Below are 11,670 nucleotides of genomic sequence, written 5' to 3'. Positions count from 1 at the left end.
CCGAGCTGGTCATCAAGAAATTCAAGCTACACGAACATTACAAGGCCGGCACGCCCGGCGATGATGTGGCCGATAACGCCGTGCTGAGCGAATTCACCAGCAACCTCGACATCGTGCACAACGAACGCGACGCCATCGAACTCACCTTCATCGACAAGGATAAAAACCTGGCCGCCCGCATCGCCAATACCTTGGTGCAGGTCATCGACTCGGTGAACCAGCAGCTGACGCTGGAAAACCGCCGTCAGGTGCTCAATCTCTACCGTCAGCGCTACGATTATCTGAGCACCAGCTACGAGCGCAGCCGCCGCGAGCTGGTGGGGGCCCGCCACCGCTACGGCATCTTCGGGCTTGAAATGCAGGGCCGCTACATGGTGAAGCAACTCATTGAGACCGAGGCCGCCCTGCGCAAGGCCGAAGCCAGCGGCGGCGACGTGGCCGGCCTCAAGCGCAGCCTGCGCGGCCTGACCCGCGCCGACGGCGGCAACCTCATCAACCTGGAAAGCTACGTGGCAGGCACCGACTCGCTGGCCATGTTCACGACCCGCGTGGCCGACCTGCAGAGCCGCCTCATTGCCGCCCGTTCGGCTTATGAAACGGCGGAGCTCAGCATCAAGGGTCGGCTTTCGAGCGTGTACCTGGTGCAGAAGGCTTACCCGGCCACCAAGAAATTCAAACCCGTGCGCTCGCTCATCGTGCTGGGTTCCATGCTGCTCACCTTCGCGCTTTCGATTGTGTTCATCGCGCTGCTGGAGCTGTACCGCTACAACCGGCCCGGGGCCGTGCGCCCGGCGTGAACCCGCCCGTGAACGAGCGGCTGGGCCAGCTCTGGCGGTCTTTTGATACGCCCCAGCTCCTCTTTATGGGGTTTGTGGGGCTGTTGCTGGCCGGTGGCGCGGCGGCGGCGCTGGCCCAGCTGCCGGCTTTGTTCCTACCGGCGCTGCTGGCTATCGGCGTGCTGGTGGCCCTGGTCGAATGGCGCTGGCTCTACTACCTGTTGTTCTTCGTGCTGCCTTTTTCGCAGGAAATTGGCCTGTTTGGCGGCTTGAGCATGGACGTGCCCTCCGAGCCGCTGATGCTGGTACTCACGGCGTGCGTGCTGGGGGCCCTGATGCTGGGCGTGGGCCACATCCCGCGCCGCGAGCTACTGAACCCGCTGCTGGTAATCCTGGCCCTGATGCTGCTGTGGACGGCCGTCGACCTGTTGTTTTCGGTTGCTGCGCTCAAGTCCTTCAAGTATTTGCTGGCCAAGGTGTGGTACATCGTGCCTTTCCTGCTGGGCACGCTGCTGATTGTGCGGCGGCCGAATGACACCTGGCGCTTTGCGGCCGTGTACGTGGCCGGGGCCGCCCTGAGCGTGCTGTACGTGGCCAGCCGCCACGCCACCAAGGGTTTCAGCTTTGCCGAAATCAACTGGGCGCTGCACCCGTTTTTTCGCAACCACGTGATTTATGCGGCCATGCTGGCGCTGCTGGTGCCGTTTGCCTGGTTTGCTAGTCAGGCCACCAGCCGGGGCGGCGCGCGGCTGGCGTGGCGCGTGGGGCTGGGCATTGTGCTGTTTGGCCTGCTCACGTCCTACACGCGGGCTTCCATCCTGTCGCTGCCCATCGCGGGACTGTTTTACCTGGCAATGCGCCTGCGCCTCACGCGGGTGGTGCTGCTGGCCGTGGCCGTGGGCGTGACGCTGAGCGTGGCCTACGTGGTGACCGGCGACCGGTACATGGAATTTGCGCCCAACTACGAGCGCACGGTGTTCAACGGTCAGAACTTCGAGAAGCACCTCGAAGCCACCTACAAGCTACAAGACGTGTCGGGCATGGAGCGGGTGTACCGCTGGGTGGCCGCCGCCCGCATGATTGGCGACAAGCCCATCACCGGCAGCGGCGCGGCCACTTTCTATCCCGAATACAAGCGCTACACGGTGAAGAGCTTCCGCACCTACGTGAGCGACAACCCCGAGAAATCCACGACTCACAACTACTTCCTGCTTCAGCTGGCCGAGCAGGGAATACCGGGCTTCCTGCTTTTCGTCACGCTGATAGCCACGTCGTTATTATTCGCCGAAAACCTCTACCACCGCTCCCGTTCGCAGCCCGAAGTGCGCCGCGTGGTGCTGGCCGCTACAATGTCGCTGGTGGTCATCATCTTCCATCTCACGCTGAATGAGCTGGTGGAAGTGGACAAAATTGGGCCGGTATTCTTTATCTGCTTGGCGCTACTGGTGCGGGCGCAGTCGTGGCTGGAGGCGGGTGCAGAAGCGCCGGCTGTCATTGCGAGTGAAGCGGAGCGCAACGCGGCAATCCGTCCTGTTCTCAGCGACCAACCCTAAGATGTGACACAGCTCTTTTACCAGAAAGCCCCAACTCTAGTACAGAGATGGGGCTTTCTGGTAAAAGGCAGTTTCTAATTTTGACAGGACGGATTGCCGCGTTCCGCTGCGCTCCACTCGCAATGACAGGCGGAGCTTACTTAAATCGGCAACTGAGAATCGTCACATCATCGGCGAACTGCGCGTTGTGGGCGCTGAAGGCATTGATGCTGCGCAGCAGTTCCTGGTGCAGCTTGGGTAGCGGCAGGTAGCGGCTGCGGTGCAGCACGGCCAGCACGCCTTCTTCGCCGAATTCGTTGTTGTCGGCGTCGAATACTTCGGTGAGGCCGTCGGTGTAGAGCAGCAGCAGCGACTGGTGCGGTATTGCGATTTCGCCCACTCGCAGCAGCGGCAATTCTTCCATAATGCCGAGCATCACGGTGCCGTCTTTCAGCGTGGTCACGGTGCCGTTGTCGGCCAGCAGCAGCGGGTCGTTGTGGCCGGCGTTCACGTATTGCAGGCGGCGGGTGCGGCGGTCGTAGATGCCCAGAAAGGCGGTGATAAACTTCTCGCCGCCCGAGTTGCGGAACAGCAAGTGGTTGAGCTCGGGCACGATGGTGGCCAGCGGCACGCCCTGGCGCAGCAGCGTGCGCAGCCCCGCCTGGAAGTTCGACATGAGCAGCGAGGCCGGTACGCCCTTGCCGCTCACGTCGGCCACGCACAGCAGCAGCCGGTCAGCGTCGATGTCGACCACGTCGTAATAATCGCCCCCGATTTCGGTGTGCGGCACGTAGCTGCGCTCGATGGCCAGGTCGGCATCGTTGGGCAGCTTGCGCGGGAAAAGCATGGCCTGCACTTCCTGGGCAATTTCGATTTCCTTGCGCACGGCGGCATCGGCCACGCGCTGGGCCTGGAGGCGGCGGTTTTCCACGGCCCCCATCAGCGTGTTGGCCAGCGAGGTGAGGAAGGGAATGAGCTGCTGGCGGTCGAAATCGGAGCGCACGCCGCCTACGAAGACATAGGCAACCACCTGGCGCTGCCGCAGAATGGGCAGCACTAACTCGTATTTGTCCCAGGCCGGCCCGAGCAGCAGGTCTTCCACGGCTTGTGGCTCCTTCACTTCCCCCTCGAGCAACGCGGCCGAAAGCGTAAGTTTTTCAGTTGTGGCCAGGTCGGTGCCCAGCGCGAGGCGGGCACGAAAATGGTGGTCTTCGCGGGCAAACAGCACCAGCTGCACCACGTTGCGCTGGCCCTGGAGGGTGAGCCGCAACATGTGATACAACTCATCCACGGAGTGGTCGCGGGCGGTCATGTCGTGGGCCACGCCCAGCACCGTATCCAGCTCGAACTGTTTGAGTTGCAGCTGGCGTCGGAGTTGCTTAAGCTGCTCATCGCGCGCGGCGAGCTCGGCGGCAGAATTTGCCAGTGGTTCGGTGGGAGAATTGGGAGCGACAGCAGGCATGCAGCAAGGTAAGCAATACGCCGGAAATGCGGGCGCGGGACCACAAACTTACACTGCTACGGGCGTTTTGGGGTCGTAGGCATCGCGCAGGCCGTTGCCAAGCAGGTTGAAGCTGAGCACGAGCAGCGAAATGGCCGTGCCGGGCAGCAGCGTGAGCCACAGGCCAGCCTCAGTACCGAGCAAATCGTAGCCTTCCTTCACCATCAGGCCCCAGCTGGGGGCCGGTGGCTGCACGCCCAAACCCAGGAAACTCAGGCCGGCTTCAAGCAAGATAGCGGAGGCAAAATTACTGGTGGCCAACACGATGAGTGGCCCGCGCATATTGGGTAGCAGGTGCCGTGCAATAAGGCGCGACGTAGGCAGCCCCAGCACCCGGCCGGCCTCCACAAAGGTGGCCGAACGCAGGCTGAGCATCTGGCCGCGCACCACGCGGGCCACGTCTACCCACATGGTCAGGCCCACCGCCACAAAGCTGACCCACACGCCCTTACTGTCCAGCGCCAGCGAAATAGCAATAACCAGCATGATGCCGGGAATGCTCCACACCACAGTCATCACACCCAGCAAAACGGAATCGACCCAGCCGCCAAAGTAGCCGGCCACCGCGCCCACGGCCATGCCCAGCACCACCGAAATCAGCACCGCCACCAAGCCAATGCCCAGCGAGATGCGCGTACCCAGCAGCAGCCGGCTCAGCTCGTCGCGCCCGGCTTTGTCGGTGCCCAGCGCATAGGTGCGGGTGATGAGGTGGCTGGCTTTTACTTCACGCTGCAAGTCGGCCGCCGGGCCGGCGTGGCCCACCACGGTAGCCAGCGCTAGGCGGCGACGCCGACCAGCCTCGGCGGAGTGCTGGCCCAGGGGTTTCAGGATGATGGAATCGCCGGAAAACTGGTAGCCGCCGATGGGCGTTTCCTGCACTTCGGGCTCGCGGCCGCGCAGCCAGGTGCTGAGGATATTGGCCGGGGCCAGGCCAGTGCGGGCCGAGTCGGGCAAGGGCTGGCGCAGCAGCAGCACGCGCAGGCCGGGCCGCTCCTTCTGAATCTGGACGAAGCCGTGGTTGGCGTTGGGCGAGTTGTCGGGCAGCACCCAGTAGCCCAGCAGCGCCACCAGCGTGCACAGGGCAATAAAGGCCAGCCCGGCCACGGCTGGGCGGTTTTGCCACAGGCGCTGGCGCACGTAGTAGCCGGGCGGCCGGGCGGCGGCCGCAGTGGTGGGGGGCGCTGCCGATACTGCCGTCATCGCCACCGTTAGCGGGTGTTGTGTTGCAGCAGGCCTTCCTTCGAGGCCAGGTAGGACGCGTCGCGGGCAATGGCCCCGAAGGACGTGGTTTCGTAGGCCAACTCGGTGTCGGGGTCGGGCCAGTAGCTGCGGATGAGGCCCTGCTCCAGCAAGGTGCGGAGCTGGTCTTCGAGTTCGGCGGCGGGCAGGCCGGTTTTCTGGAGCAGCGTGCGGAACGGGGTGACGAAGTACAGTTCGTCGAGCAGGTCGAATTCGGGGTCAGTCACGGGGAGAAGCGGCGGGCTGGGATTTGGGCAAATGTAAGCCCGGTTCGGGCATTGCTTTTAATTAACCACTACTTGCAAATACTGGCCTTCTGTCGAGGTGATATAAACCACAATCGATGTAATTTCTTTGTCAGAGAGGGCAAAGGAGGGCATTTGCTGCTTGTTGTACTTATTGAACAGGGTAATCGCGTACTCGTCGCCGCTAGCTACTACTTTACTCGAATTCTTTACCCATGGCAAAATCCAGCTAATGGGCCGGCGCTTGGTCAGGCCGCCCAAAGCCGGCCCCACTACCTGCTCGCCCACCGCGTGGCACTGGGCGCAATTATTGTTAAAAAGTGTATGGCCGGCAGCTACTTCGGCCGACTCTGAGCCGGCTGATGTCATTGTCTTTTCTGCAGTCAGTTCGCGTGGGTTTACATCATCAGATGGACCTCCCACTCCACATTGAGCAACTTTAACTTCATCGGCTGCAAAGCCCACCAGCCCGGCGGCGCTCAACAAGGTGAAACCAATGAGCACGACTATCAACAGCATGCCGACTGAAAGGGCGAAACCAACCGAATTGAAGCGCATAACACGTTGGGCTTAGGTGGAATATATGTGCGGCAAATTTACCTTCCAAGCCCGCGAGAGAGTATTTTTTGGCGTTGATTTTCAGGCCCAATAATGCCCTAGCCTACCGCACGGCCCGCCCCTTCCACTCGTAGCCACCGCGCCAGCCGGCCGCTCCCACCGCCAGCGCATACGGCGCGTACAGCAGCTGCAGCGGCAGCAGCCCCCACAGCCACTTGCGCCGCCCGAAAAACCGCAGCACCGGGCTCAGCAGCCACGCATCGCCGCCCAGCTTGAGCAGCCACGCCGCCAGCACCCAGGGCCAGAGGCCGGGCCACTTCAGTAGGGCTACGGCCCCGGCGGCCAGGGCCACATTGGCTCCCAGCACCAGCAGGGCCAGGTTGCGCGAAGCTGCGCTTTGGTAGTGCCGCCACTTGCTGGCCCAGCGTACCCGCTGCCGCAGCAGCGCCCGCAACGAATCGGGCGCGGCCGTGCGGGCTATGGCGGCGGCATTGGTCAGGAAATGCGCCGTGCCGGGAAAAGCCGCGTGGATTTTGTGGAGCAGAAACTCGTCGTCGCCGCTGGCGAGGTGGGCGTTATCCGCAAAGCCGCCCACGGCCTCGAAGGTGGCGCGGCGGTAGGCTAGGTTGGCCCCGTTGCACATGGTGGGCTGCTGGCGGGCCAGGCAGGCCGCGCCCACGCCCACCAGTCCGGCGAATTCCAGCCCCATGAGGGTCATGAAAAGCGAATCCGGCCCCGTAAGCAGCACCGGGCCGCTGATGAAATTGGCCTGCGGCTGTTGGTGCAGCAGAGCCGCGTAGGCCGCCAGCCACCCGGGGCCGAGGCGGCAGTCGGCATCGGTGCACACCAGCCAGGGGGCGCGGGCGGCGGGCAGGGCCGTGAGCAGGGCGGCTTTTTTGCCAGTTTCGGCGGCGGGCAGCTCGATGAGGCGCAGGGCGAAACCGGTTTCTCGGGCGGCGGCAGTTACCAGCGCGGCGGTGGAGTCGGTGGAATGGTCGTCGGCGATGAGGACTTCGAAGCGGGCGGTGGGCAGGGTTTGGGCGGCGAGGTCGCGCAGGAGTTGGGGAAGGGTTGAGGCTTCGTTGCGGGCGGCGATGAGGACGGAGAAAGTCGGCGCTTCGCTTAATGAATAATCAGGAATGAGGAATGAAGAATTCGCGGATAGTGCCGATTCCTCATTCCTCATTCCTGATTCTTCTTTAAGCGAAGCGCCCCACCCGCCGCGCAGCCACCCCATCAGCGCCGCGTACAGCGCCGGCAGCACCAGCAGCCCTATTCCAACCACTGTCATCATTTCCCGGCGCGCTTCTCGCGCAGCACCCGCAGGCCGGGCACCAGCAGCAGGCCGGCCGCGCTGGGCAGGGCAATATTGATGACCCACAAGCTCAGACTGGCCGAGAGCACCGGTAGCGCCGGCTGCCCCAGCAGCCCAAACAAATGCGTGGCTGACAGCTCCCGCACGCCCACATCGGCCAGGGCGTTGAGCGAGGGCACCAGCGACTTCAAAAAGAACGTGCCCGCCACAGCGGCCAGCCCCGGCCCCAGCGGCCCGCCCACGCCATACGCCGCCAGCAGCAGCATAAACTGCGCGCAAAACACCGCGTAGCGCAGCCCCGAAATGGCCAGCACCGCGTGCAGCGCCGTGGCCGGATACGTGGGCATAATGGCCAGCGCCGGCCGAAACCGCCGCAACGGCCGCCACACGCCCAGCGCCGCCAGCAGCAGCCGCGAGCGGTACAGCGGCACCAGCACCAGCCCGCTCAGCAGCAGCGCCGAGGCCGCCACGCCCAGCCCGGCCGCCGGGTAGCCATTCAGGTAAAATTTCAGCAGGAAGTAGAGCAGCCCCGCCACGCCCGCCAGCACCGTGGCCACCAGCTGGCAGTAGCGCCCCAGAAAAACCGCCCCCAGCGCACTCACGCGACGGCTTTTGAGCTCGATGATGCGGCCGGCGTAGTCGCCCACGCGGTTGGGGGTGGCGAAGCCCAGCGTGAGACCCACCAGCACCGCCCGGAAGCTACGCCCGAACGTGACGGGCTCCAGGTGCCGGGCCAGGCGGTACCACTTCCAGGCCTCCAGGCCCCAGTTGGCGGGCACCAGGGCCAGGGCCAGCAGCACCGGCGCGCGCCCTGCCCCGCTGAGCGTGGTGCTGAGCAGGTGCCGCCAGGCCGCCGCCGTATCGGGCGCGGCGAAAATGGAATTATACAGCAGCCCCAGCGTGAGCAGCGTGACGCCGATTTTGCCCCAGAACACAATGCGTTTCCACTGCCGGGCACGGCGGTTTTCGGGCTCGTCAGGGCCATTGCCCCGGCCTGGGCGTGGAGTAGAAGCAGCGGCTGCCGAAGAAACGGCCGGTGCGGGCGCTTCGCCCTGCCCGGGGTCGTAACTTTGTGTAAGATGCCTGCCCCCCTTCGCCCCCGCCCCGCTCCCGCCCCGGATTTGCTGCCCAAAATCATTATGGGCGTCGACCCCGGCACCCAGATTATGGGCTACGCCCTGATTGAGGTGCGCGGCCAGCGCGTGGACGTGCTGTGCTACGACGTTATCAATATGAAGGCCCTGGGCTCGAATCACGCCGTAAAGCTAAAGCGGATTTTCGACCGCATGCTGGAGCTCATCGACGAGTACCTGCCCGACGAGCTGGCCATCGAAGCTCCGTTTTTCGGCGTCAACGTGCAGAGCATGCTCAAGCTGGGCCGGGCGCAGGGCGTGGCCATTGCGGCCGCCCTCAGCCGCCAGATTCCATACGTGGAGTACGCGCCCACCAAGGTGAAGCAGTCCGTCACGGGCTCCGGCAATTCCACCAAGGAGCAGGTGGCCCACATGCTGCGCCAGACCCTCACGCTGCCGCCCATCGCCGAAGCCAGCACCTTTCTGGATGCCACCGATGCCCTGGCCGTGGCCCTGTGCCACCACTACCAGAAGGGCAACAACATCACCGTGAGCGGCGGCAAAAGCTGGGGCAAGTTCCTGGCCGATAACCCCGAGCGGCTGGGAGCCAGCACGGGCAAGAAAAAAGCGCCGGCGAAATCGTAGGCGACAGTGCTTTTTTCAAATTTATAGCTTTGAGCAGTTACCCAACTTATAAGTGGTTTTTGCAATAGGAAATGGCCTTCCTATCAAAGTCAGATAGAATTTCCGGATACTCAATCTCATTATAGATAGTAAGGCTGGTTTTGTAATTCTTATCCTTGAATTCCTGCCTTGCTTTGTAAATATTCAGTTTATCGTGATGGTATTTATATTCTTCCTGTGCATTGCGATTACATTCTTCTATTGACTCTTTTTGCTGTTTAGCAATGATTTTTAATTCAGAGCAGTCGCCAGCAAAAAAGTCATTAATCAAAAAATCGAAGTCATGTAATATGTAGCGAAAAGGCCGCAGCTTATCTTCTGATTGGAAGCCTGGAAATTGTTTTTGCTCAGCATAGCCAAGTCCGTCCAGATAGTAACTATGATTAACTGTATAATCACAGTATTGATAAATTACATAACCAATAGAGAATCTATAGCCAATGACAAATTTTTTGTTGCCATTGGTGAAAGTCGCTATTGTAAATTGCCCACCTGACCCTTTATCGTTTTCATAGTTATCAAATTTAAAACCTTGCTTTGTGAGAAACGGCTTTAATAATTCAAGGCCTTTCACTAACTCAGGCAGTGGATTCATGTAGTCATTAGCTTTCCCACTCAAATCAGGATTACCGCTAATCAGATTTTTTGCAAGCTTCAATAATCTTTGTAGCACACTAGATAGCTGCATATTATTTCTGTTTAGGAGTTAATCCATCAGCCCCCACCAGCAACTCCCCCGCCGCATACGTCACGGCGTAGCCGCTGATATCCACTCTCTCCCCGCGCAGGCGGCACCAGAGGTCGCCGCCGCGAGGGGAAATCTGACGGGCGCGCAGCTCGGTTTTGCCCAGCTTTTCGGCCCAGAAGGGAATGAGGATGCTGTGGGCCGAGCCGGTGACGGGGTCTTCGTTGATGCCCACGCGGGGCGCGAAAAACCGCGACACGAAATCAACGCCATTGGAGCCGGGCGCGGTGGCGATGACGCCCACGTACTCCAGGGCCGCGATGCGGGCGAAGTTGGGGGTAAGGGCGCGCACTTCGGCTTCGGAGTTGAAGACGGCCAGCAGGTCGCGGGCGGCCAGCACCCGTAGCGGTGTGGCCCCGAGCGCATCGGTGAGGCCCGTGGGATGGACGGGCAATTCCTGCGGCGGGCGCGAGGGAAAATCGAGGGTGAGGCGGCCGTCGGCTTCGCGGGTCACGCGCAGCGGGCCGCTCTGGCTGTGGAAGGTGACCTGCGGGCCATCGAAGCCGAGGTGCGTGAACAGGACGTGGGCCGAGGCCAGCGTGGCGTGGCCGCACAGGTCGATTTCGACGGCCGGCGTGAACCAGCGGATATCGAACTCGGCCGGGGTGCCGGGGCGGGGCACGAAGAAGGCAGTTTCGGCCAGGTGGTTTTCGGCCGCGATTTGCTGCATGAGGGCGGCATGCAGCGGGGCTTCGAGGGGGCACACGCCGGCGGGGTTGCCGGCGAAGGGCGTTTGGGCGAAGGCGTCGACGTGGAAGTAGCGCATGGCGGGTTCGGGCGGGTTGGGTGGATGGGCGCGGAATTCTTTTGGCAAGAATACGGCGCTTGGAGCGTTGGCAAATTGTTGGGCTGTTTTTTGGTGCCGGACGGCTTATTTTAAAATATTTTTGAGGCTACGCAACCCGGGCCGGCGCTGGCCGGTCAGGGGGGTATAAGGCGGGCCGGTACCGCTTGCCTTCACTCCTACTTTTCCACTGCATGCCGCTCACCGTTACCCTGGTTGATGAGGCGCTGCTGGCTGCGTGCCGGCGGGGCGAATCGGCAGCGCAGTACCAGCTATATCAGAAACTTTCCTACGCCCTGATGGGCGTGTGCCTGCGCTACTGCCCCAACCGGGCCGAAGCCGAAGACGCCCTGCAAAACACCTTCGTTAAAATCTTCACCCGCCTCGACCAGTTTCGGGGGCAGGGGCCATTTGAGGCCTGGGCGCGGCGCATTGCCGTCACCACCTCGCTGCACGCCCTGGAGCAGCACCGCCTGCGCCACCCCGGCCTGGCCGGCGAGGTCCTCGACGAGCTGGCCGGCGACCTGCCCACCGCCGAGCCCTCGGCCCTGGACCACCTGGCCACGGCCGACCTGCTGGCCCTGCTGGCTACCCTGCCGCCCGGCTACCGCACGGTGCTCAACCTCTACGCCGTGGAGGGCTATTCGCACCAGGAAATCGGCGCGCTGCTGGGCATCGCCGAAGGCACTTCCAAATCGCAGCTGGCGCGGGCCCGCCGGCTGCTCGAAACCCGCCTGGCGGCCCACCATCACCCCCAATTGCCATGACCGACCGCAACCCCGACGACTTGTACGATGCCCTGCGCGACCGCCTGGCCGACTACGGCCAGGAGCCGCCGGCCGCGCTGTGGGCGGGCATTCGGGCGCAGCTGCCGCCGCCGGTGGCCGCGCCGCAGTTGCGCAAGCGGCGGCGCAGGGCTCCGGTAGCGTGGTTGCTTTTGATAACGCTGACGATGGCGGCCGTGGGCGCGGGCTGGCACTGGTGGGGAGCAAAACGGTCGACTACTGTTGCTTCGAGAACCAGCCAGAAGGCTTCCCATAATTCATCAGCCGACGCCTCCCGTACTAACGCCGCCAGCCCGCAGAGCGCCACCCCAGCCAGCCGCTCAAACCTGTCAACAGGGACCCTGAGCCAGTCGGCGGCCCCCCAAACTTCTTCGGCTGCCGCGCCACGAGTAGCTGCTGATGCGGCTGCCGGGCCGGCTGCTTCAGCTGGCTC

The 11,670-nt window shown here is 62.9% G+C and carries 13 protein-coding genes; 4 read left to right on the top strand and 9 right to left on the bottom strand.

What is annotated here, in order from left to right; all coding sequences use genetic code 11:
• The coding region (locus AAFH49_RS18255) for a GumC domain-containing protein (protein ID WP_342300438.1) at positions 1–797 on the top strand (797 nt) is incomplete at its 5' end.
• Between the two features lie 8 nt (positions 798–805).
• The gene (locus tag AAFH49_RS18250; RefSeq protein WP_342300437.1) at positions 806–2,329 is read left to right on the top strand and encodes an O-antigen ligase family protein; all 1,524 of its coding nucleotides are present in this window, start codon (positions 806–808) and stop codon (positions 2,327–2,329) included.
• Positions 2,330–2,465: 136 nt separating this feature from the next.
• Here AAFH49_RS18250 and AAFH49_RS18245 read toward each other — a convergent pair whose 3' ends face one another.
• The 6 genes from AAFH49_RS18245 to AAFH49_RS18220 form a co-directional block, all read right to left on the bottom strand.
• Positions 2,466–3,770: a PP2C family protein-serine/threonine phosphatase gene (locus AAFH49_RS18245; protein ID WP_342300435.1), complete on the bottom strand. Its 1,305-nt coding sequence runs from the start codon at positions 3,768–3,770 to the stop codon at positions 2,466–2,468.
• 48 nt (positions 3,771–3,818) lie between these two features.
• Positions 3,819–5,009 carry an ABC transporter permease gene (locus AAFH49_RS18240; protein ID WP_342300434.1) on the bottom strand — a complete coding sequence of 397 codons (1,191 nt, stop codon included), beginning with the start codon at positions 5,007–5,009 and terminating at the stop codon, positions 3,819–3,821.
• A gap of 8 nt (positions 5,010–5,017) precedes the next feature.
• Entirely contained in the window at positions 5,018–5,275 is a 258-nt protein-coding gene (locus AAFH49_RS18235; protein WP_198070155.1) for a hypothetical protein, read from the bottom strand.
• A 57-nt stretch (positions 5,276–5,332) separates the two neighbouring features.
• Positions 5,333–5,851, bottom strand: a complete 519-nt coding sequence (locus AAFH49_RS18230) for a c-type cytochrome (protein WP_342300432.1) — start codon at positions 5,849–5,851, stop codon at positions 5,333–5,335.
• 103 nt (positions 5,852–5,954) lie between these two features.
• Positions 5,955–7,145 (bottom strand): glycosyltransferase, encoded by a 1,191-nt coding sequence (locus AAFH49_RS18225; RefSeq protein ID WP_342300430.1) that lies wholly within the window; start codon positions 7,143–7,145, stop codon positions 5,955–5,957.
• Positions 7,142–8,101, bottom strand: a complete 960-nt coding sequence (locus tag AAFH49_RS18220; RefSeq protein WP_342300429.1) for a lysylphosphatidylglycerol synthase domain-containing protein — start codon at positions 8,099–8,101, stop codon at positions 7,142–7,144. Before AAFH49_RS18220 ends, AAFH49_RS18225 begins: the two co-directional genes overlap by 4 nt.
• 144 nt (positions 8,102–8,245) lie before the next feature.
• Here AAFH49_RS18220 and ruvC point away from each other — a divergent pair, with 144 nt between their 5' ends.
• Complete coding sequence (ruvC, locus tag AAFH49_RS18215) at positions 8,246–8,884, top strand: crossover junction endodeoxyribonuclease RuvC (protein WP_342300428.1); 639 nt, start codon at positions 8,246–8,248, stop codon at positions 8,882–8,884.
• Positions 8,885–8,930: 46 nt separating this feature from the next.
• Here ruvC and AAFH49_RS18210 read toward each other — a convergent pair whose 3' ends face one another.
• Both AAFH49_RS18210 and AAFH49_RS18205 read right to left on the bottom strand, forming a co-directional pair.
• Entirely contained in the window at positions 8,931–9,611 is a 681-nt protein-coding gene (locus tag AAFH49_RS18210) for a hypothetical protein (protein ID WP_342300426.1), read from the bottom strand.
• A gap of 1 nt (position 9,612) precedes the next feature.
• Positions 9,613–10,482, bottom strand: coding sequence for a PhzF family phenazine biosynthesis protein (locus AAFH49_RS18205; protein ID WP_342300425.1), 870 nt, complete (start codon positions 10,480–10,482; stop codon positions 9,613–9,615).
• A gap of 164 nt (positions 10,483–10,646) precedes the next feature.
• Here AAFH49_RS18205 and AAFH49_RS18200 point away from each other — a divergent pair, with 164 nt between their 5' ends.
• Positions 10,647–11,219, top strand: coding sequence for an RNA polymerase sigma factor (locus tag AAFH49_RS18200; RefSeq protein WP_342300424.1), 573 nt, complete (start codon positions 10,647–10,649; stop codon positions 11,217–11,219).
• Positions 11,220–11,271: 52 nt separating this feature from the next.
• Here the strand turns inward: AAFH49_RS18200 and AAFH49_RS18195 are convergent, their stop codons facing one another.
• Positions 11,272–11,544 carry a hypothetical protein gene (locus AAFH49_RS18195; protein WP_342300423.1) on the bottom strand — a complete coding sequence of 91 codons (273 nt, stop codon included), beginning with the start codon at positions 11,542–11,544 and terminating at the stop codon, positions 11,272–11,274.
• Between the last annotated feature and the right edge of the window lie 126 nt (positions 11,545–11,670).

Source organism: Hymenobacter segetis (genome assembly GCF_038448715.1).
In the GTDB taxonomy this organism is placed as follows: Bacteria; Bacteroidota; Bacteroidia; order Cytophagales; family Hymenobacteraceae; genus Hymenobacter; species Hymenobacter segetis.
This window is presented reverse-complemented; position numbering and strand designations above follow the sequence as displayed.

What these genes read in the sequence shown, in the direction of transcription:
- AAFH49_RS18225 (WP_342300430.1), bottom strand. Translation starts at nt 7,145, where the DNA reads ATGATGACAGTGGTTGGAATAGGGCTGCTGGTGCTGCCGGCGCTGTAC.
- AAFH49_RS18200 (WP_342300424.1), top strand. Translation starts at nt 10,647, where the DNA reads ATGCCGCTCACCGTTACCCTGGTTGATGAGGCGCTGCTGGCTGCGTGC.
- AAFH49_RS18230 (WP_342300432.1), bottom strand. Translation starts at nt 5,851, where the DNA reads ATGCGCTTCAATTCGGTTGGTTTCGCCCTTTCAGTCGGCATGCTGTTG.
- ruvC (WP_342300428.1), top strand. Translation starts at nt 8,246, where the DNA reads ATGCCTGCCCCCCTTCGCCCCCGCCCCGCTCCCGCCCCGGATTTGCTG.
- AAFH49_RS18240 (WP_342300434.1), bottom strand. Translation starts at nt 5,009, where the DNA reads ATGACGGCAGTATCGGCAGCGCCCCCCACCACTGCGGCCGCCGCCCGG.
- AAFH49_RS18210 (WP_342300426.1), bottom strand. Translation starts at nt 9,611, where the DNA reads ATGCAGCTATCTAGTGTGCTACAAAGATTATTGAAGCTTGCAAAAAAT.
- AAFH49_RS18245 (WP_342300435.1), bottom strand. Translation starts at nt 3,770, where the DNA reads ATGCCTGCTGTCGCTCCCAATTCTCCCACCGAACCACTGGCAAATTCT.